Source organism: Acinetobacter suaedae, from assembly GCF_008630915.1.
In the GTDB taxonomy this organism is placed as follows: Bacteria; Pseudomonadota; Gammaproteobacteria; order Pseudomonadales; family Moraxellaceae; genus Acinetobacter; species Acinetobacter suaedae.
The window spans coordinates 2,052,862-2,073,668 of record NZ_CP043909.1 but is presented as its reverse complement, the minus strand read 5'-3'; the positions used below and the strand labels follow the sequence as shown (position 1 = coordinate 2,073,668).

The window sequence follows — 20,807 nt, the reverse complement described above, 5'->3', positions numbered from 1 at the left end:
GGAAATATATGAAGTTTTATTCGAGAAAAATAGGTGTATTTTTTATACTTAGTTCGGGGGGCATTTTAACAGCATGTGGAGGAGGTTCTAGCGAGAAAAGCAAAGCCGAAACAGGTGTTAAGAATGATGAGGCCTTATATCAAGTTTATTATCAAAAACCGCTTTTCTCTGAAGGTTATATTTTTGACTCTTTTGAAATCACAAAGTATTCGATAAGAAATAATGAAATTAATTTTTCAAAGTCACATAATGAACCCTTAGATTTGAAGATTCTGACTGAAAATAAGATTTTTGAAATTAATACCCCACAAAGTAATCTGATCAAGAGAGTTTCACCAACACAGTGGACCTATGAGCGTTTACCAGAACTAAAGCAAAATTTAACATTTGAAATTTTGAATTTGGATGGCGAAAATATATTTGATCGTGTGTTGCCTGGGTATCGTGAAACGCATGATTTGAATAACGAGCTAAAGGATCGCTCGGATCAAGAATTGGTTAAATTTTATCAAAATTATAAAGATGCCACTTTCCCAAAAGGTAGTTCTTGTTACCGCTTAAAAGAAACACAATGGAATCAACCCTATATTACTTTAAATTTTGTTGTTGATAATCAATCATTCAAGCAGGAGAAAGAAAATATTCTAAATACATACGAGAATTTAAATTCTCATGCGAATAGAGCAGATTATGACTTGTTTCGGGGGAATTGGCATAATTTGGATTGGATTTTTTTAGTTAATAAATACGATAGTTGGGGCACTTTCGGTGTTGTTGGAAATACCAATGATCAAACATTCCGTGCAGTCTTAACTTCACCATTAATATGGGATGCTGCACTGAGTTTGGATTATGAGAGCAAACGGTTAGAAGAACTTAAGAACTCTAATTTTGATTTCGATAGTAGAATTAAAGAAGAACTTCTATTAAGTCAGGAACTTCGCGTTGCTCAATTAGAAAAAGGGTGCTTTGCATATAATGAACAAGCTATTACAGCAATCCGAAAACTGAAATTGATCAATTGGAAACAAGGGGATAGTTCAGCTATTGGGCAGTTCTTTGGACAGCGAACTTGGGTTTTTGAACCTAATCAATAATGATAATTTATTGAAATTAATGATTAATTAAATAAAAACTGTTTGTCTCTTATAGGGTGGAATAAGCAGTTTTTATGCAAATTCTCAGGTGCATCATGTAAATCTTCATGCTACACTACGCTGAATCGGGCATTCACCCGATTTTTTTATGTGGTTGCTTTTTATGTGGATGCCTCCACGTTGAACAGATTTTAGGTTTGGAACATGACCATTTCACAGACATGGTTGCTCCCTGATGGGGTAGCAGATGTATTGCCCGAACAAGCGCAAGTCGTTGAAACATTGCGCCGAGAAGCTTTAGATTTCCTCGCTGTTCGAGGTTATCAGTTGGTGTATACGCCATTTATTGAATACATCGAATCGTTGTCTTCACTTTCAGAATCCAATCAAGATTTAGATTTAGTTACTTTCAAAGTGATTGATCAACTATCTGGTCGCTTGCTTGGTGTTCGTGCAGATATGACACCACAAGTTGCACGTATTGATGCTCATGTTCGACCAATTGAAGGTGTGGCTCGTTATTGTTATGCGGGCACAGTATTACATACTAAACCTCAGAACTTTAATTCAACTCGCGCACCTTTGCAGTTGGGTGCGGAGTTATATGGTCATGACAGCATTGAAGCCGATGTTGAAATGATTGATGTGATGTTGGCCTTACTTAAACATACACGTCGTTTAGAGGGTGTTCATCTAGATTTGGGACACGTTGGTTTATTCCGTAGTTTAGTAAAACGTGCTGGATTAAATAAAAATACTGAAAGTGAACTCTCTGATTTATATCAGCGTAAAGCATTACCTGAGCTTGAAGAATTTACTAAAGATTTAGCTATGGGCGCTGATTTTTATGCATTAGGTCGTTATGCAAGTGATCTAGATGCGTTAGAAAGTCACTTAAGCCAAGATATTCTAAAGGATGAAGATTTTAAAAATGCTTTTGATGCATTGAAATCAACATTCGCACAAATTCAATCACGCTGGCCGAATTTAAACATTGGCATTGATGTCATCGAATTACGTAGCTACCACTATCATACTGGTCTGATGTATGCCATTTATGCACCAAACCGTGCTGCACCACTTGCACAAGGTGGTCGATATGATGGTATCGGTGAACATTTTGGACGTGCGCGTCCAGCGACAGGGTTTAGTTGTGATTTATATACTTTAGGTGCAACACAGTTTGTAGAAATTGAGACTGTCGTTGCCCCAAAAGGTAATGATCAAGATTTATTGAATGCAATTATAGATGCACGTAGCCAAGGTTTACGTGTGGTGCAATTGTTAGGTAATGATGATTTAAGCTCAGTTCCATATGCGACCCATCAGATGGTGTCTCAAAATGGACAGTGGGTTATTGAAAAAATTTAATCGCTAAGTTGTTTGAAAACTTAGTTTCCAATTTTAACAGCATGATGTAATGAGGCTATTATGGGCAAAAATGTTGTGGTACTTGGTACCCAATGGGGCGACGAAGGAAAAGGTAAAATCGTCGACCTGCTCACAGATCAAGCGGCTGCGGTAGTTCGCTATCAAGGTGGACACAACGCAGGTCATACTCTTGTGGTCGGTGGTAAGAAGACTGTCTTACACCTCATTCCATCAGGTATTTTACGTGAAAACGTATTGTGCTTAATTGGCAATGGTGTAGTGCTTTCTCCTGAAGCATTAATCAAAGAAATGGCGATTTTGGAAGAGGAAGGCGTACCTGTTAAAGAACGTTTGCGTATTTCTCCAAACTGTCCATTGATTTTGCCAAACCATATTGCGCTTGACCAAGCACGTGAGAAAAAACGTGGTAATGCCAAGATTGGTACAACAGGTCGTGGTATTGGTCCAGCTTATGAAGATAAAGTTGCTCGTCGTGCGGTACGTGTAGCTGATTTGATTCGTGGCGGCGCTTTGCTGGAAGAAAAACTTAAGGAAATGCTTGAACTTCATAACTTCCAACTTTCTCAATTCTATGGTGTTGAAGAAGTGAAGTTTGAAGATGTTCTTGCGCTTTGTAATGAATGGCGTGAAGTGCTTGCACCACTCGTAATTGATGTAACTAAAGTGCTACATGATTACCGTAAAGAAGGTAAGGCAATCATGTTCGAAGGCGCACAAGGTTCATTGCTTGACATCGATCACGGTACTTATCCTTACGTAACAAGTTCAAATACAACTGCTGGTGGCGTAAGCTCTGGTTCTGGTATGGGACCATTACATTTAGACTATGTACTCGGTATTACCAAAGCATATACGACACGCGTAGGCGCAGGCCCATTCCCAACAGAATTGCATTATGATGCTTCGACGGATACAGGTGATGAGATTGGTCGTCATTTAGGAACAGTAGGTCATGAATTTGGTGCTTCTACTGGTCGTCAACGTCGTTGTGGTTGGTTTGATGCTGAAATCTTACGTCGTTCAGTTGAAGTGAACTCTTTATCTGGTATTTGCTTAACTAAGCTCGATGTATTAGATGGTTTAGAAGAAATCAAAATCTGTGTAGGTTATGAAGATGTAGATTCAGGCTGTGCAGGTTCTTCTGACGCGATTTCATTTGAAAGCTTGAAGCCGATCTATGAAACAATGCCTGGTTGGAGCGAGTCAACAGTAGGTTTAACTCAGCTCGACCAACTCCCTGCAAATGCTTTGGCATATGTTAAACGTCTTGAGCAGTTGATTGAATGTCCAATTGATATTATTTCAACTGGTCCTGATCGTGCAGAAACAATTGTATTACGTCATCCATTTTCAGCGTAAGCTGATGTGATGATTGAAAAGCTCCCTGATGGGGGCTTTTTTATTTTTATAGATTTATATATTTAAAATCTCTAGCAAATAATTAGATTTTTATTGCGATCTTTGTTATTTCACAGACTGAAAAATTCTCGTTATATTTGTTTTACGTTCAAACAAAGAGGATTTAATCATGACGAAAAAAACGATTCGCTACAATGGATATGAGCTAGCATGCCGATGTTAATTCATGTTTCAGTAATGGAAAAGGCACAAACCAATTCTAATCACGTAGGGGAAAAGAATGGGTTTGGTTATTTTAATAAAATAAGAACAACCTAAAAAATCTGATCATAAATTTATAATAAATCTAAGAGAGCCCAGACGGTTCTCTTTTTTTATTTAATTTTCTTCAACTTCCTTCACTGCATTATATACAGCAGCAGGTTCGATATTGAGGAGTTTCTTGCCAAAACTTCTGAGCCACCACACCAATTGTGAGGTGAAGGGGACAGTTGCAGATACTTCCACAATATTCTCTTCGATAGAGATAATCGTCTGGTCTTTACTTAATTGACTTTCATAGAAGCTTTGAGCTGTATTTTCAGTCATCGTAAGCTTCAACAAAATTTGTTCTGTTGGCTTATTATAGTCAACTCTGAAACCAAGGGCACCAGAGTCAATATAATCGTCGATATCAAAATTAACAGGGTGTAGAGCACGATTATCAAGTACTGTGGCTGCTTTAAAACGGTGCAAGGCAAAGGTTTGTACTTCAGTTTTGTCATTTCGAGTACAAATTAAATAAATTACAGCACCCTTTTGAACCAGAGCAAGCGGATTGAGGATATAGGTTTTATCTTCACCTTGATTGGTTCTAGCACGATAAATACATTCAATTTGCTTATCTTGTAATAAGCCTTCATAAATGGCTTGTTGAGCTTGTTTATCGACAACAGGGGGGATGAGAGGTTGGTTAGCGGGTACAATGCGCACACGGTTAATCCACTGTCTTACATTATTCTGAGTTGAAAGACTTCGTTTAGCGAGGTCAAACCAAGGCGTCATTTCTTCTAGCAAGCTTGGTGGAAGCAAATGTCGTAGATGTTCTTCAACCATCATGAAGGTAACAGCTTGGGAGCTGGTCATATGAGGCAAACTTTGAATCGGTGCATCTGAGCGCCAGCGCCAGCCTTGGGGTACTGTTTTATTACTTTCAATTGGAAAGCGTTGCGCGATTTGATTTAAATCACGTTGGATGGTGCGTAGACTGATCTCAATACCTTCACGTTCTAATATTTCTTGTAATTCTCGTGTACCCATCCATTTTCCAGTTGATAAGCGGGATAGGATTTGCCATTGGCGATATAAACTGTTCGATGTTTCTTTTTCTTGTGTGGAAGACATAAGCGTAATACGTAATTAAGTGGTCTAAAGCAGACACAATAAAAAATCTATCTCTATTTATCAAGCCCATCACATTTAGATTACGCTTTTACGACTGAAAAGTGTTGAGATTTGCTCGAATATCTTAGGTCTGATTAAAAAACAAACAAACTGTGTGTGGCACTGAAATTGCTTATTTGATTTATGTATAAATGATGAGACGAGGTTTCTATGTCAGAACAAGAACACAACCTAAATATCACTTCAGATTATTACACCGCAGATCAAACAGCGGCGGTTTCATTGCAGTCGTCTACATTTATCCAGCAGCTTCAAGCAAAGGTAAATCTATTTGAACAACTAAAATCCCAATTCTTTAACGAAATGTTAGATGATCATAGCTTTAATGGTGAGGCATCTAAGAAGATTGAACAATGGTTGAGTCTGCGTAGTTTGGATGAATTGAATCATTTAGAGTCACAAGCAAAACAGCATTTCTTATATCAGGGCATTACATTTAATGTGTATGGCGAAGAAGAGGGATTAGAGCGAACGATCCCTTTTGATCTGATCCCTCGAGTGATAGAAAAAAAGCAATGGGAAAAAATAGCTGCAGGTTGTACACAACGAGTAAAAGCACTCAATCATTTTTTAGATGATATTTATCATGGGCAACACATTCTCAAAGAGGGCTTAATTCCAGAGCATCAAGTCATGACACATGAAGCATTTCAGCCTCATATGTTAAAGCATCATTTAAAAGGGAAAATTTATTCGCAGATTAGTGGTATTGATATTATTCGAGATGGGAATGGTGAATTTTATGTACTGGAGGATAATTTAAGAACACCTTCTGGTGTTTCTTATATGCTTGAGAGTCGAAAGATTAGTCAAAAGTTGATGCCTGATTTATGTACGAGCAATAATTTGCAAAGCATTGAACAGTATCCCACTTTGCTTCGAGCAATCCTTGAAGAAAATGCGTATGTTGATAATCCTTTAATCGTGGTGTTGACACCTGGTCGATTTAATAGTGCCTATTATGAACATGCTTTTTTAGCTAGAGAAATGGATGTACCGCTCGTTACGAGTCGAGATCTGTTTGTAGATGGCGACAAGGTTTTTGTGAAAACGATTCGTGGTCGTCAGCGAGTTGATGTGATTTATCGCCGTTTAGATGATGATTTTCTAGATCCTTTAATTTTTAGACCTGATAGTACATTGGGTGTAGCAGGGTTGATGTCGGCTTATCTTCAAAATAATGTTGTAATTGCCAATGCACCAGGAACAGGTGTAGCTGATGACAAGTCTATTTATCCTTATGTGGACCAGATGATTCAATTCTATTTGGGTGAAGCACCGATTTTAAATAATGTACCAACTTATCAATGTAGAGAAGCAGATCAATTAGATTATGTATTGAGTAATTTAGAAAAGTTGGTTGTTAAGGAAGCACAAGGTTCTGGTGGGTATGGTATGTTAATTGGCCCGCAATCAGATCAACAACAAATTGAATGTTTTAGGCAAAAGCTAATATCAGCCCCACATTTGTATATAGCACAGCCTACTTTAGCATTATCGGTTGCACCAACACTGACAGATCAAGGTGTAGCTGAAAGACACATTGATCTGCGTCCATTTATATTGAGTTCACCGTATCGTACAGAGATTGTTCCTGGGGGATTAACTCGTGTTGCGATGCAAGCTGGTTCTTTAGTTGTCAACTCATCTCAAGGTGGAGGAATTAAAGATACTTGGGTTGTAGAAACATTGCGTTCTTAAAATCATTCTTAAATCGTGAGGGATTTTTATAAAACTATTGTGATTTTAGAAATGAATTTAAGGAGAAATTGGATGATTTTACTTCGCTCTAGTGCACAACATGTATATTGGTTAGGTCGTTATTTATATAGAATACAATATGTTACTAATCAGTTGCCCTTTACGGATGACCGGCAGGCTGCGGATTTTGCATACGCTCTTTGTTTGCAGATAGATAGTGCCGATAACTTAAATCAATTTATGTTAGACAAACAACAGCCATTTTCGCTGTTAAATCAATTAGAGATTGCTCGTGACAATATTCATGAACTAAGAGGATTATTGAGCGCACAGGCTTACGCTGAGCTGAATTTCTTGATCAAAAATGTGGAAGCAAATGCTTTAGATATTCAACGTATAGTGAATAGATGTTGTGAGCTTTTAACAGCAGAGCAAGAGGATATTTCTTTATTTTTTAGAATAGGGCAATGTATTGAGCAGATAGATACTTATTTTAGGTTTTATCAAAATATTCATAAGGTTATGGGTGTAACAGAATTAACGATTCATCAGTTGTTTGATTTAGGCTGGGATGAATTACAACCTAGTTGGGAGATTTTTAAATCTGAACCTTATATTAACCAGTTTTATGCATTTACATATCGGCTAGAGAATCAATTTGAGGTGTATGCATGAAACTTATGGTGAATCATCAAACACATTATCGTTATACACAGACTGCACGTAATAGCGTGCAGTCGATAAAAATGATGCCTCAAAGTTCTCAACATCAAACCGTTGAAACTTGGCATATTAGTGTGCCAGGAGAGTCAAACTGTAAAAGAGATGCATTTAATAATCTTTGGATGACAGCAACACAAAGGCATGATTATCGCTATTTAACGATTATGGCGCAGGGAGTTATTGATTTACATGCGACTGAGTTAGGCCATTTTGAAAGTCATATTTCTCCGATGCTGTTTTTACAGCGCACGACGATGTCTTGTTATGATTCAACGATGCTAGACTTTGCGAAATCTATTGTTCTGCGTTTAAATCGTCAGCATTTGATTGATTTGTCAGAAGCAATCCTAGAACGTGTGCCTTATCAACCGCAAAGTACATCAGTGACAACGTCCGCCATAGATGCATTTTATGCGGGACAAGGAGTGTGTCAAGATCATGCACATGTCTTTGTTGCTATGTGCCGTGCTTTGCAGATACCTGCACGATATGTTTCTGGTTATTTGTATGATCAAAACCAACCGCACCTTGCCAGTCACGCATGGGCGGAAGCATTTGTAGAGAATCAGTGGTATTGTTTCGATATTAGTAATCAGATATTTGCTCCAAAAAATCATATTTATGTTGCAATCGGACGTGATTATCTCGATGTCGCACCTGTTCGTGGTGTGCGCGAGCAAGGAGGAGTTGAAAGCATGATGTCTAGTGTTCAGGTTTTGGCGTGTTGAGTGTAAAGAGAAAAAGATGACCTATTGTTGTGCATTGAGATTAGAACAGGGTTTGGTGTTGATTAGTGATACGCGCACCAATGCAGGGGTCGATCATATTTCTGTATTTCGTAAATTGCATACTTTTGGTGTGGTTGGTGAACGCTTTATCGCAATTCAAACAGCAGGGAATTTGGCAACAACGCAAGCTGTGATTAGTCATTTGCAAAACGCGCTGAATTTTAATCACGAGCCAAACTTGTACAGTGCAAATAATATGTTTGAAGTGGCGGAACTAGTTGGCAAAACATTAAAAACTGTATTGGAAGATATTACTTCGAATACTCAAGAACAGATGAATTATTCTGGAAGTATTTTGGTGGCTGGTCAAATTAAAGGGGAGGAAATGCAATTATATAATGTTTATCCTCAAGGAAACTTTATTTCGGCCACTACAGATACTCCTTATTTTCAAATTGGTGAAAGTAAGTACGGTAAGCCCATTCTTGATCGTGCTTTACATTATGATATGCCTTTGGATGATGCTTTACGTTGTACATTAATTTCTTTTGATTCAACTTTACGCTCCAATGTTTCTGTTGGCTTACCTTTAGACGCTTTGGTTTATTATAAAGATAGTTTTATTATTCCTAAAGGAAAGAGAATCGGGGAAGAAGATCCTTATTTTACCCAAATAAGTAAACAATGGTCTGAAACGTTAAGGCGCGGGTTACAAGAATTACCGAAACCGACTGAAGATTATTGGGTTTAATCAAAAACTTGGGCATAATCAAGTTGAACCTATAAGAGTTATAAGAATGCTTTTTCAATTTTGTTATGCCAGTAAAACTTTATCAGATCCACAGAGCCTATTGTCTGATTTGAGAGATATTTTAAATGAAGCACATCATTTTAATTATTTGAATCGTATTTACGGTGTGCTTTATTTCGCGGATGGTTATTTTTTCCAATGCTTGGAAGGGGATCAAACCACCATTATGCAGTTATTTGAAAAAATTAAAAAAGATAGGCGGCATGAACAAGTTTATGCATTTCCTGCACGAAATGTGGAGCAGGGGCTATTCCAAGATTGGTCTATGAAGTTTGTACGGAAAAATAGCGCTATTTCGATTTTCTTTCAACAACTTGGACAGGAAAGTTTTAATCCTTATCTTTTAAATAAGGATTCAATTTGTGCATTTATTCCCTTGTTGGCTGAAATTGAAATGGATCAAGTAAGTTAACTAAGTTCAAAACAGCTTTGAACTTAGCATTATCTTTTTAGTTAAGTCTGCGTTGAGGTCGTTGGCTCAGCCTACAGAGTAGTTCATAGCCAATGGTTCCATTTGCCTCTGCAACGTCATCGACCAGTCGAGTATTACCCCAAAGCTCGACTTTAGTTCCGATTTCTGCATTTAAATTACTGATATCAATCGCAATCATATCCATGCTTACACGTCCTATGACGGGTATAAGTTGATCGTGAATTGCCACAAAGTTAGGTTTTATATATGCACGAGGATAGCCATCTCCATAGCCGATCGAAACGATAGCGATCGTCATATCTTGTGTAGCGACATAGGTTGAACCATAACCAACATATTCACCTTGCTGAATTTGATTTAAGGCAATGATTTCTGCGCTGAAGGTCATAACTGGCTTTAGATCAAGGGCTTCAACATTCTTGTCTGCAAATGGTGATGCGCCGTAGAGCATGATTCCTGGCCGTACAAAATCGAAATGCAATTCTGGATATCTATAAATGGCAGCAGAATTACAACATGAAGTAAGAATAGGTTCACATGCTTGTTTCACTTGTAAAAACTGCATTTTTTGTTGTTCATTTAGTGGATGATCCGTATCAGCATTGGCAAAATGCATTGTTAAAACGCAGCTAAAACCTTCAGCTTTTAAACGTTGGATCACATTAATGATTTCAGGAATTTTGAAACCTAAACGATTCATCCCGCTATTGAGTTTTACCCAAACTTTTAAATCCAAAGCTTGATATTGATCTTTATGTGCAAGCAACCATTCAACTTGTTGTGTATGATGAACGACACATTCAAGTTGATGTTGAATGACCTGAGTCATTTCGTCAGCTGAAAATACACCTTCAATCAGGGTGATTGGCTGTAAATATCCAAGTCGCCTGATCTCTAGGGCTTCTTCTAAACAGGCGACACCAAAAGCATCCGTGGCCTCTAAGGCGTTTAAACAATCTTTGATTCCATGTCCATAAGCATTGGCTTTGACCATACTTACAATTTTCGAGTTTGGTGCAAGTTGTTTAACACGGTTTAAATTATATTGCAGTGCTGTACTGTCAATATAAACTGTTGCTTGGCGCACCCTGATTTCTCCTTTGGGACGACTTGGATAAAATATAAAAATCAATATTAATAAGTTTGATAGGAATTATTCTTCATCATCATATTGAGCGTAGAATTCAGGTGAAAGATTACTGAAACGAGTGTATTGTCCTTCAAAAGCTAGACGAACACTACCGATCGGACCATTACGCTGTTTACCAATAATGATTTCTGCTGTACCTGCTTCTTTTGATTCTTTGTTATAGACTTCATCACGATAAATGAACATGATTAAGTCAGCATCCTGCTCGATTGCACCTGATTCACGTAAGTCTGACATTACTGGACGTTTGTTTGGCCGATTTTCCAAACTACGGTTAAGCTGTGAAAGTGCAATTACTGGGCAGTTCATTTCTTTGGCCAAGGCTTTTAAGCTACGAGAAATTTCTGAAATCTCGCCAACACGGTTATCGCCCATGCCTGGGACCTTCATCAATTGTAAGTAATCGACCATGATACAACCGATTTTACCATCATGCATTTTGGCAATACGCCGTGCACGTGCACGTACTTCTGTCGGTGGAAGGGCAGAAGAGTCATCAATATATAGATGCATTTCTTGTAACTGTAAAATTGTACCTGTAACTTTGGTCCATTCATCCGCATCCAGGTTACCTGAGCGCAAATGTCCCTGATGAACTTTACCCATTGCAGAAATCAAACGCATGGCGATAGAGTCTGCTGGCATTTCCATAGAGAACACTAACGCTGGTAATCTGTTGTATTGCAATACACTTTCAACCAAATTCATGGCAAAAGTAGTTTTCCCCATAGATGGACGAGCCGCAACAATAATCAAGTCACCCGCTTGCATCCCTGAGGTTTTATTATCAAGTTCCACAAATCCTGTAGTTAAACCAGTAATGTTTCCATCAAGTTTTGATAATTCATCTAATTTAGTGATGACATCTGCGGTAACTGAGCTAATCGATTTGGGACCCGAATCTTTCTTATTATTATTGTGTTGTTCTGCTAAAGAGAAAATTTGAGTTTCTGCTAAATCTAGAATTTCACTGACAGGTCGACCTTTGGTGTCATAAGCATTTTGTAAAATATCACTGCTGACTTTGATCATGGTACGCAGTGTTGAGAACTCTTTGATTTTATTGGCGTAAGTTTCAAGATTATAGAAGCTTGAAGGTGAATCAGCCATCAATTGCATCAAGTATTCTTCACCACCAATTGCATCTAACAGGTTTTGTTTGAGTAACCAGTCATTGACCAAAACGGCATCATACGGTGAGTTTTCCTGTGCTAGTTTTTCGATGGCACGATAAATGTATTTATGACGTGTTGCATAAAAATCATTTTCTTTGAGTAGATCACTCACTTGTTCAAAAGACTCAGCAACTGTCATCAATGCAGCAAGTACTGCTTGTTCAATTGCGAGATTGTGGGGAGGGGTACGAAACTCCTTTAGCTGACCTGAGTCACTCACTTTACTCTCTGTGTTTGGAGAACTTTTCGTAAAATTGGCATTCGCCTGTGACATAACAAGACCTAATAAAAAAGATGAAACATGACCGAGTGACTATCTTAATCCAAATGAGGGTCAACGCGACAATTTAATTCAGGGAAAATTGTGTAAGTGGTGAAAAAGTGTGGGTGAGTTCAAAGACGATTGGCTGCCCCCCATTGACACATCATATCTAATAGAGGAATCAAGGATAGTCCTCGTTCTGATAAGCTATATTCAACTTTAGGGGGAATTTGTGGATATTCCTTACGAATAATCAGTTGATCTTTTTCCATTTCCTTCAAGGTTAAGCTTAAGGTTTTGAATGAAATATTACCAATTGAACGTTTTAACTCATTGAATCGCATAATAGATTTATGTTGATAAAGCCAATACATAATAATCATTTTGTACTTACCATTGATTAAGGAAAGCGTATATCCAAAATCAGTTTGTCCTAAGTCAATATGTGGTGGTGCGCAGGTTTCCATCGTTTTCTTCTGACACTAACTTTTAGTTTAGTATAATAACCATAATGACCGTACTTATATAATTAGTAGCATACTTTTATAATTAATTTCATACTTGTTAGTGAAAGACTTAAATGTCTGTTGTGATGGTTTGAAATGAAGAAAACACTCGTGATTGTTGCTCATCCAGATATTGAAAACTCTGTCATAAATAAACGATGGATTGAGGAGTTAAGCCAATACTCAGATGAATTTACTGTGCATCAACTTTATCAACAGTATCCTGATGGGCATATTGATGTGGCAAAAGAACAGGCATTGGTTGAATCACATCAAGATTTGGTTCTTCAGTTTCCGATATATTGGTTTAACTGTCCGCCATTATTGAAACAGTGGCTTGATGATGTACTAACTTATGGTTGGGCCTATGGCTCAGCAGGAAATCAGTTAAAAGATAAGAAAATAACGCTAGCAGTTTCTGCTGGCATTAAAGAAAAAGATTATGCAGCAGATGGTCGCTATCAATTTTCTCTAAAAGAGTTGTGTTTACCTTTTGAATTAACTGCGCGATATGTAAAAGCCGATTATCAACCCATGTATGTTTTTTATGGAATGGATACTAATCCTGAAGAAGGAGAGACTCAACCTACGAGGAATGAAATCAATCAGAGTGCGGTGGATTATGTGAAATATTTATTACAGATAGGTTAGCTATATGTTCAATAAATAGGATAATTTACAAATCAGCAGACATAAAAAAAGAGCATGTAAAACATGCTCTTTTTCTTTGCAGAAATTACTCAGATACGATAGTAACGAGAACTTCAGCAACAACATCATGATGCAATTGGATTGCGATGTTGAATTCACCAGTGTGACGAAGCGCACCATTTGGTAAACGAACTTCAGCACGGTCAACAACAAGACCAGCGTTCGTTAAAGCATCAGCAATATCACGAGTACCGATAGAACCGAATAGTTTACCTTCATCACCAGCTTTAGCTGTGATTACGATATTTACTTCGTTCAATTGTTCAGCACGTGCATTTGCAGCAGCTAAAATATCAGCTTCTTGTTTTTCAAGTTCAGCACGACGAGCTTCAAAAGCAGCAGTGTTTGCTTCAGTTGCAGCTACAGCTTTACCTTGAGGGATCAAGAAGTTACGACCGTAACCAGCTTTAACTGATACTTTGTCGCCTAATTTACCAAGGTTCTTAATGCGTTGTAATAAGATAACGTCCACAGCTCACCTCACTTACTTATGGTTGTCAGTGTACGGAATCAAAGACAAATAGCGAGCTTGTTTGATAGCTAACGCTAATTGACGTTGATAACGAGCTTTAGTACCTGTAATACGGCTAGGAACAATCTTGCCGTTTTCAGTGATGTACTGTTTTAAAGTGTCGATATCTTTGTAGTCGATGTACGCAACATTCTCAGCTGTAAAGCGGCAGAACTTGCGACGACGGTAAAAACGTGCCATTGATGTTCTCCTTATTCAGCTTCTTGAACTGCTTGTTGTGCTTCTTCACGTTGAGCTTTACGCGCACGTTTTTCTTCAGCACTCTTAGCAAGTAAAGATTCTTCAGTAATTGCGTGTTCACGACGGATGATAAGGCTACGAATAATTGCATCGTTATAACGGAACAATTCTTCTAACTCATCAAGAGTCGTTTGACCACATTCAACATTCATAAGAATGTAGTGTGCTTTGTGAATTTTGTTAATTGGGTAAGCCAATTGACGACGGCCCCAATCTTCTAAACGGTGAATTTGACCTTCAGCTTCTTTGATCTGAGAGATATAGCGTTCAACCATACCTACAACTTGATCGCTTTGGTCTGGATGTACCAAAAGTACGATTTCGTAGTGACGCATTGTCAGCTCCTTACGGTTTAAACAGCCCCTAATACATAGATTAGAAGCAAGGAGTCATAACTAAATAGTTATGTCGCAAATTGCGAAGCGTGAATTTTAGGTGGTTTTTAACCAAATAACAAGAAAAAATTCTAAGAAATGTAAGATGTTTACGGAGAGAAAAAAGATAGAGAGTTTCTCTATCTTTTTTAAAAAATCGGAAAGAGTGGTGCAGGGGTTTTAAAGGTAAAGCTAAAACTTAAACTAATCACTGTAATTAAAATCACAGAAAATAAGAAAAAGCGTTTTGCCCAAAGTTGATCATTTTCTGCTTTGAACCCTAAAATACCAATATAAAACCAGTAAACACAAAGTACATTACAGATCACCAAAAACAGAATATTGGTATATCCATAAATAAATAATGCGTTCATTGCTAGTGTAAATAAAACTACATAGATCAGTGATTCTATTTTAGTTCGTATGATTGAACGAGCGACTGGTAATATCGGAACTCCTGCATTTTTGTAGTCGTCAAAACGATAGATTGCAATTGCCCATGAATGTGGCATTTGCCATAAAGCATATGCAGCAAAGAGCAATAAAGCCGCCATATCAAATTGATGACTCACAGCCGTATAACCAATGACAGGTGGACTCGCCCCAGAAATACTACCAATAACGGTTTGGTGGATTGTGGTGCGTTTAGTCCACAAACTATAAAAACCGACATAGACTACAAAACCAATCACAGCAAATAAAAAAGCATACGCATTGATATAGAACCAAAGTATGCTGAAACCCATTACACCTAACACAAAGGCATAACACATTGCGATTGTAGGGGAGATGGTTTTCTTTACAAGCGCACGGTTCATGGTGCGTTGCATTTTTTGATCGATGTCTTGGTCAATTACGTTATTTACCACACATCCTGATGCAACGACGAGCGTTGTTCCGATGAGTGTGAGTAATAATAAGAGGTAGTCTATAGAGCCTTGGGCGGCTAAAAAGAAGCCGCCCAAAGTGGTAATAAAATTACCGAAGAGAATTCCTGGCTTAGTCAGGAATAAGTACTTTTTCCACATGACAATCAGTTTAGATCATCATGTTGTAGTGTAGGTAATTCATAATCCACACAGAGCCAACTAGAAGTACAGCAATACATAAAATTGTGTAGATAAATGCAATAAGGTTCCAGCGTTGATCAGATGAAGTGTTCATGTGTAGGAAATACACAAGTTGTACAAGTACCTGAGCAACTGCAGTAATTGCAATGACAGTAACTAAAATGCCACGGCTAAAACCGCCTGCCATCACCATCCCAAAAGGGATGATGGTGAGAACGACAGAAAGAATAAAGCCAACTGTGTATTGTTTTACATTACCGTGCGATGCACCTGCAGCATTATGGTCATGACTACTCATTAGAGAACTCCCAGTAAGTAAACGACGCTGAATACACAGATCCAAACGATGTCAAGGAAGTGCCAGAACAAGCTTAAGCAAGCAAGACGACGTGTATTCGGTAGTGTCAAACCGTTCTGTTTGATTTGATACATCAAAACAGCCATCCACACTAAACCAGAAGTTACGTGGATACCGTGCGTACCAACCAAAGTAAAGAACGCTGATAAGAATGCACTTGTACTTGGACCGTGACCTTCATGAACAAGGTGATGGAATTCATAGATTTCCATCCCAATGAACGTTGCACCAAAAATAAAAGTAATAATTAACCATAAGAGAACTTGGTTAACATTCTTTTTGTATGATGCAAGTACTGCAAAACCAAATGTCACAGATGAAATAAGGAGTGCAAAGGTTTCAGCTAATACGAATCCCAAAGAATCATGGAATAAGTCGTATGCACTAGGTGTACCTGGTGGAATATGACTGCTTAATACAGCAAATGCGATGAAGAGTGATCCGAAAAGGATCAAGTCACTCATCAAATATGTCCAGAAACCAAAGACCGTTAAGTCTGTATCATCATGTTCGTGATGACCATCATGTCCGTGGTTATCGTGATGAAGTACTTCAGCCATATCCTTAGTCCTTCTTCAAGTGTTTTTCAAGTAACGCATAACGTTCATTTTCAATACGTTCAACTTCAGCAGCCGGAACATAGTAGTCAACATTCTTAGTGAATGAGCTTACGATAAAGCTGATGATCGCAGAAACGAATGAAACCGCTACAAGCCACCAAATATGCCAGATGAGCGCGAAACCAAGAATGGTAATGAACATCGCAATAACGAAACCAGCAGCACGATTTGTCGGCATGTGGATATCTTCATACTTTGTATTGCGAGCGTATGCGACACCATTTTCTTTGTCAGTCCAGAAGCGATCGATACCATCAGCAGCAGGAACATGCGCAAAGTTATAGAATGGAGCAGGGGAAGAAGTTGCCCATTCAAGTGTACGGCCATCCCATGGGTCGCCAGTGTAGTCCATATTGTCCTTACGTTGTAAGAAGCCAACGATGATTTGCATCAAGAAACATGCAATACCGATTGCAATAAGAACAGCACCAAATAAAGCGATAGCTAAGTATGGATCCCATTCAGGGTTGTCATATGTATTCAAGCGACGAGTCATACCCATGAAGCCAAGGATATAAAGTGGCATGAATGCAAAATAGAAACCAATGAACCAGAACCAGAACGCAGCTTTACCCCATGCTTCATTGAGCTTCCAACCAAACATTTTTGGCCAGTAGAAAATGATGCCAGCAAACATACCAAACACCACACCACCGATAATTACGTTATGGAAGTGAGCGATCAAGAAGAGTGAGTTGTGTACAAGGAAGTCCGCAGGTGGAACAGCCATAAGTACACCGGTCAAACCACCGATACCGAATGTTACAAGGAAGCCAAGCGTCCATAACATTGGAGTCGTATAGGTAATGCGACCTTTGTACATGGTGAACAACCAAGAGAAGATTTTTACACCAGTCGGAATCGCAATAACCATGGTCATAATACCGAAGAACGCGTTTACGTTCGCACCAGCACCCATGGTGAAGAAGTGGTGAAGCCATACAACGAATGCAAGTACAGTAATTGCGATTGTTGCATACACCATTGATTTGTAACCGAACAACGTCTTACGAGAGAAAGTTGCAACGATTTCTGAGTATAAACCAAATGCTGGTAATACCAAGATATATACTTCAGGGTGGCCCCATGTCCAAATCAAGTTCACATAAAGCATTGGGCTACCGCCAAGCTCATTGGTGAAGAAATGGAAACCGAAGTAACGGTCTAACGTTAACATTGCAAGTGTACCCGTTAAAACAGGGAACGATGCAATAATCAAGACAGCCGTACAAAGAGAGGTCCAAGTGAAGATTGGCATGTCCATAAGCTTCATGCCAGGCGCACGCATTTTGATGATGGTAACGAAGAAGTTAACACCTGTTAAAAGCGTACCTAGACCAGAAACCTGTAGTGCCCAAATATAGTAATCTACACCAACACCAGGAGAATATTCGATTCCAGACAGAGGAGGATATGCCATCCAACCTGTTGCAGCGAACTCACCAAGTGCGAGAGAAACCATCATGAGACCCGCAGCACCAGCAAATAACCAGAAGCTAAGAGAGTTCAATAATGGGAATGCAACGTCACGAGCACCAATTTGTAATGGTACTGAGATGTTCATCATACCAACGACTAGACCCATTGCTACGAAGAAGATCATGATGACACCGTGTGCGGTGAAGATCTGATCGTAGTGTTCTGGGTGTAAATAGCCTTCGCCGCCACCTTTCGCAAGGAAAAGTTGCAAACGCATCATGATCGCATCTGCGAAACCACGCAAAAGCATGATGACAGAAACGATGATATACATGATACCAATTTTTTTATGGTCTACTGATGTGAACCATTCGTTCCACAGGTAGCCCCATTTTTTGAAATAAGTAATACCACCAACAAGAGCGATACCACCTAGAATCATCATTGCAACAGTAACCAACACGATTGGATCGTGCGGAATTGCATCAAGTCCTAACTTTCCAAACATGTCTTATTCCTCTGCAGAAGCTGTGGCATGTTCATCATTAGTATGAGCATCAGTTGCATGCTCAGCTGAAGCTGAGTGGTCTGCACCATGATAGTTACTCATATAATGATTGATAACAGATTCGAACAATTTAGGCTCAACTGAAGAATAATAAGTCACAGCATGTGGCTCAGTTGGATAAGGCTTCATTTCTTCAGCCGCTTTCTTTTCTTCTGGAGTCTTTGCTCTTGCTACAAGTGCGTCGATCTGATGTTTAGAACGATTACCATCTTTAAGCGTTGCTAATTCAGCTTGATCAAGCGTACCTTTTTGAATTGCTGTAGTGCCATTTTCGTCAACTACAACGGTATTGCCTTGACCAGATTTAACAGCTTCTACCCATTGTGCAAATTCAGCATCAGTCACACTATGTGCTTTAAAGCGCATTTGGGAGAAACCATAGCCTGAATAGTTTGCTGAGATACCACGGAATACACCTGGTTCATCTGCTAATAGATGGAGGTGAGTTTGCATACCTGCCATGGCATAGATTTGACCACCTAACTGTGGAATGAAGAATGAATTCATTGTGAAGTTAGATGTAATCTTAAAGCTTACAGGCGTTTGTTCTGGGAAGCGTACTTCATTTACCGTTGCAATGTTTTGCTCAGGATAGATAAAGATCCATTTAAACTGTTCAGCAATAACCTGAATCGTTAATGGGGCCTTATCAGACTCTAACGGACGGTAAGGGTCGTACTTGTGGGAACCCCACCAAGTTAACCAAGCTAAAATACCAATAATAATGACAGGAATACCCCAAACAACAATTTCAATTGCCGTAGAGTGTGCCCATGTAGGTTTATAGTCTGCATCTTTATTCGACGCGCGATATTTCCAACCAAACCACAATGCCATAACAATTGATGGAATAACCACCAATAGCATGAGATAGATCGCAGTCATCATCAGGCTACTTTGACCTTGACCAACTGGACCTTTATTGTTTAGAAGTACCATATCACCACCGCACCCTGTTAAGAGCACAGCAAGCGTTGATAAAGACAATACAGCTAAAATCGTTTGTCTCATTTTACAACCTCGGTGAAGAGTCCCATTCCCTAATTAAATTATGGGATAGCGATTAAAGTGTCGCATGGTTGATAAGATCTTTTTAAAAAAATGCTTAGCAACCATGCGACACCGCTACGTTGTTGGGCATTATGCCTCATATTGAAAAACTAAGCTACTGATAAAGTGGTCTGAAATGCTTGTTTTAAAACTCGATTTATTTTGTAGGGATTGTTATTTGGCTATATGCTTTTTCTATAAATATCAGCTTAATATAAAGAAAAGAGGATTAAATCCTCTTTTCTTTATTGATTTGTAATTATTGCTTAATCACTTTGGTTTTTGCGAATTTATCGTGCAAAGTTTGACGGTTTGAACTGATTGCGAAAGCATAATCGATGATGGTAATAATCGGGAAAAGAAGCATATTTAAAATAATAAATACAACGCTTCGCAACCAGAATGCTCGGATCAAGCTGACTTGGGTATTATTTTCTACATCTACAATTTTGATGCGTACTAATTTCTTACCAATACTTTGTCCAGATTTCGCAATGAAATAGGCTTGAATCATAAGCATCACGACAATATAAATCATCATACTTTGCCACGCTTCAGGTGGAATAAGTTGGAATAACTGTTGTTGTAATTCAGCTGCTTTGGTTGATGCAAACTCAGCTGCTTGCATTTGTTTCTGAATATCTGCGAGTTGTACGTGTTGTTCTTCACTAAAATAAAATGATGGAATTGCTGCGATCGGTAACCACAACACAAAGTCAATAATTTTAGCAAATGCACGAGATCCAATAGATGCTAGTTCTGTGGTCTTAGTTTCTTGTGCTGTAGTTTTTGTTTGGTATTGATTTGTATTAGATGCCGTATCAATAGATTGTGATGGTGGAAATGGGGTGGATGTATGACCGACTGGTTCATACACAAGTTTTCCTTGGGTTAACTCACCGAGCGTTTTCCATTCACTCATTCCTTCATGCCAAGCAAGATCAGTAAGTAGGACTTGTTGGCTTGCAAGCATTTGATTGACTTGTTCTAGGGTATATGGACCAGCTTGTTGATTATTACGTGCCAAGTAAATTTGCATATGTTCTAAATCTCTATCACAAATGATGAAAAAAGACCCCACCTAG

22 protein-coding genes are annotated in these 20,807 nt (G+C 38.6%); 9 read left to right on the top strand and 13 right to left on the bottom strand.

Annotated features, from left to right (window positions below; genetic code table 11):
• Window positions 1–8 precede the first annotated feature (8 nt).
• The 3 genes from F2A31_RS09705 (at window position 9) to F2A31_RS09695 (ending at window position 3,848) form a co-directional block, all read left to right on the top strand.
• On the top strand, window positions 9–1,097 hold the full coding sequence (locus tag F2A31_RS09705; RefSeq protein WP_150026219.1) for a hypothetical protein: 1,089 nt from the start codon (window positions 9–11) through the stop codon (window positions 1,095–1,097).
• Between the two features lie 204 nt (window positions 1,098–1,301).
• Complete coding sequence (locus F2A31_RS09700; protein ID WP_150026218.1) at window positions 1,302–2,468, top strand: ATP phosphoribosyltransferase regulatory subunit; 1,167 nt, start codon at window positions 1,302–1,304, stop codon at window positions 2,466–2,468.
• 60 nt (window positions 2,469–2,528) lie between these two features.
• Window positions 2,529–3,848: an adenylosuccinate synthase gene (locus F2A31_RS09695; protein WP_150026217.1), complete on the top strand. Its 1,320-nt coding sequence runs from the start codon at window positions 2,529–2,531 to the stop codon at window positions 3,846–3,848.
• A 378-nt stretch (window positions 3,849–4,226) separates the two neighbouring features.
• Here F2A31_RS09695 and F2A31_RS15855 read toward each other — a convergent pair whose 3' ends face one another.
• Entirely contained in the window at window positions 4,227–5,231 is a 1,005-nt protein-coding gene (locus tag F2A31_RS15855; RefSeq protein ID WP_150026216.1) for a helix-turn-helix transcriptional regulator, read from the bottom strand.
• A gap of 210 nt (window positions 5,232–5,441) precedes the next feature.
• Here F2A31_RS15855 and F2A31_RS09685 point away from each other — a divergent pair, with 210 nt between their 5' ends.
• The 5 genes from F2A31_RS09685 (at window position 5,442) to F2A31_RS09665 (ending at window position 9,666) form a co-directional block, all read left to right on the top strand.
• Window positions 5,442–6,992 (top strand): circularly permuted type 2 ATP-grasp protein, encoded by a 1,551-nt coding sequence (locus tag F2A31_RS09685; protein WP_150026215.1) that lies wholly within the window; start codon window positions 5,442–5,444, stop codon window positions 6,990–6,992.
• Between the two features lie 72 nt (window positions 6,993–7,064).
• On the top strand, window positions 7,065–7,667 hold the full coding sequence (locus F2A31_RS09680) for an alpha-E domain-containing protein (RefSeq protein ID WP_017396193.1): 603 nt from the start codon (window positions 7,065–7,067) through the stop codon (window positions 7,665–7,667).
• On the top strand, window positions 7,664–8,443 hold the full coding sequence (locus tag F2A31_RS09675; protein WP_150026214.1) for a transglutaminase family protein: 780 nt from the start codon (window positions 7,664–7,666) through the stop codon (window positions 8,441–8,443). Before F2A31_RS09680 ends, F2A31_RS09675 begins: the two co-directional genes overlap by 4 nt.
• A 16-nt stretch (window positions 8,444–8,459) precedes the next feature.
• Entirely contained in the window at window positions 8,460–9,194 is a 735-nt protein-coding gene (locus F2A31_RS09670) for a proteasome-type protease (RefSeq protein ID WP_004638533.1), read from the top strand.
• A 46-nt stretch (window positions 9,195–9,240) separates the two neighbouring features.
• Window positions 9,241–9,666: a BLUF domain-containing protein gene (locus tag F2A31_RS09665; protein ID WP_005090981.1), complete on the top strand. Its 426-nt coding sequence runs from the start codon at window positions 9,241–9,243 to the stop codon at window positions 9,664–9,666.
• A 37-nt stretch (window positions 9,667–9,703) separates the two neighbouring features.
• On the opposite strand, the gene alr is transcribed toward F2A31_RS09665, so the two are convergent.
• From alr to F2A31_RS09650, 3 genes are all read right to left on the bottom strand, one after another.
• Window positions 9,704–10,774 (bottom strand): alanine racemase, encoded by a 1,071-nt coding sequence (alr, locus tag F2A31_RS09660; protein WP_150026213.1) that lies wholly within the window; start codon window positions 10,772–10,774, stop codon window positions 9,704–9,706.
• Between the two features lie 66 nt (window positions 10,775–10,840).
• Complete coding sequence (gene dnaB, locus F2A31_RS09655) at window positions 10,841–12,286, bottom strand: replicative DNA helicase (RefSeq protein WP_150026212.1); 1,446 nt, start codon at window positions 12,284–12,286, stop codon at window positions 10,841–10,843.
• 119 nt (window positions 12,287–12,405) lie between these two features.
• The gene (locus F2A31_RS09650) at window positions 12,406–12,741 is read right to left on the bottom strand and encodes a winged helix-turn-helix transcriptional regulator (protein ID WP_004682497.1); all 336 of its coding nucleotides are present in this window, start codon (window positions 12,739–12,741) and stop codon (window positions 12,406–12,408) included.
• Window positions 12,742–12,876: 135 nt separating this feature from the next.
• On the opposite strand from F2A31_RS09650, the gene F2A31_RS09645 reads away from it, so the two are divergent.
• A complete protein-coding gene (locus tag F2A31_RS09645) occupies window positions 12,877–13,431 on the top strand; it encodes an NAD(P)H-dependent oxidoreductase (protein ID WP_150026211.1) in 555 nt (184 codons plus the stop codon).
• Window positions 13,432–13,516: 85 nt separating this feature from the next.
• Here the strand turns inward: F2A31_RS09645 and rplI are convergent, their stop codons facing one another.
• The 9 genes from rplI to F2A31_RS09600 all read right to left on the bottom strand — a co-directional run bounded on the left by rplI (window position 13,517) and on the right by F2A31_RS09600 (window position 20,761).
• Window positions 13,517–13,963: a 50S ribosomal protein L9 gene (gene rplI / locus F2A31_RS09640; protein ID WP_004638539.1), complete on the bottom strand. Its 447-nt coding sequence runs from the start codon at window positions 13,961–13,963 to the stop codon at window positions 13,517–13,519.
• Between the two features lie 12 nt (window positions 13,964–13,975).
• Window positions 13,976–14,203 carry a 30S ribosomal protein S18 gene (gene rpsR / locus F2A31_RS09635; RefSeq protein ID WP_000090661.1) on the bottom strand — a complete coding sequence of 76 codons (228 nt, stop codon included), beginning with the start codon at window positions 14,201–14,203 and terminating at the stop codon, window positions 13,976–13,978.
• 11 nt (window positions 14,204–14,214) lie between these two features.
• Window positions 14,215–14,598, bottom strand: coding sequence for a 30S ribosomal protein S6 (rpsF, locus tag F2A31_RS09630; protein WP_150026210.1), 384 nt, complete (start codon window positions 14,596–14,598; stop codon window positions 14,215–14,217).
• A 188-nt stretch (window positions 14,599–14,786) separates the two neighbouring features.
• Window positions 14,787–15,665, bottom strand: coding sequence for a heme o synthase (gene cyoE / locus F2A31_RS09625; RefSeq protein ID WP_150026209.1), 879 nt, complete (start codon window positions 15,663–15,665; stop codon window positions 14,787–14,789).
• Between the two features lie 10 nt (window positions 15,666–15,675).
• On the bottom strand, window positions 15,676–16,005 hold the full coding sequence (locus F2A31_RS09620; protein ID WP_150026208.1) for a cytochrome o ubiquinol oxidase subunit IV: 330 nt from the start codon (window positions 16,003–16,005) through the stop codon (window positions 15,676–15,678).
• On the bottom strand, window positions 16,005–16,625 hold the full coding sequence (cyoC, locus tag F2A31_RS09615) for a cytochrome o ubiquinol oxidase subunit III (protein WP_150026207.1): 621 nt from the start codon (window positions 16,623–16,625) through the stop codon (window positions 16,005–16,007). Before cyoC ends, F2A31_RS09620 begins: the two co-directional genes overlap by 1 nt.
• 4 nt (window positions 16,626–16,629) lie before the next feature.
• The gene (gene cyoB, locus F2A31_RS09610) at window positions 16,630–18,612 is read right to left on the bottom strand and encodes a cytochrome o ubiquinol oxidase subunit I (protein ID WP_150026206.1); all 1,983 of its coding nucleotides are present in this window, start codon (window positions 18,610–18,612) and stop codon (window positions 16,630–16,632) included.
• A 3-nt stretch (window positions 18,613–18,615) separates the two neighbouring features.
• Window positions 18,616–19,683, bottom strand: coding sequence for a ubiquinol oxidase subunit II (gene cyoA / locus F2A31_RS09605; protein WP_150026205.1), 1,068 nt, complete (start codon window positions 19,681–19,683; stop codon window positions 18,616–18,618).
• A gap of 298 nt (window positions 19,684–19,981) precedes the next feature.
• Window positions 19,982–20,761, bottom strand: coding sequence for an RDD family protein (locus F2A31_RS09600; RefSeq protein WP_150026204.1), 780 nt, complete (start codon window positions 20,759–20,761; stop codon window positions 19,982–19,984).
• Window positions 20,762–20,807 lie beyond the last annotated feature (46 nt).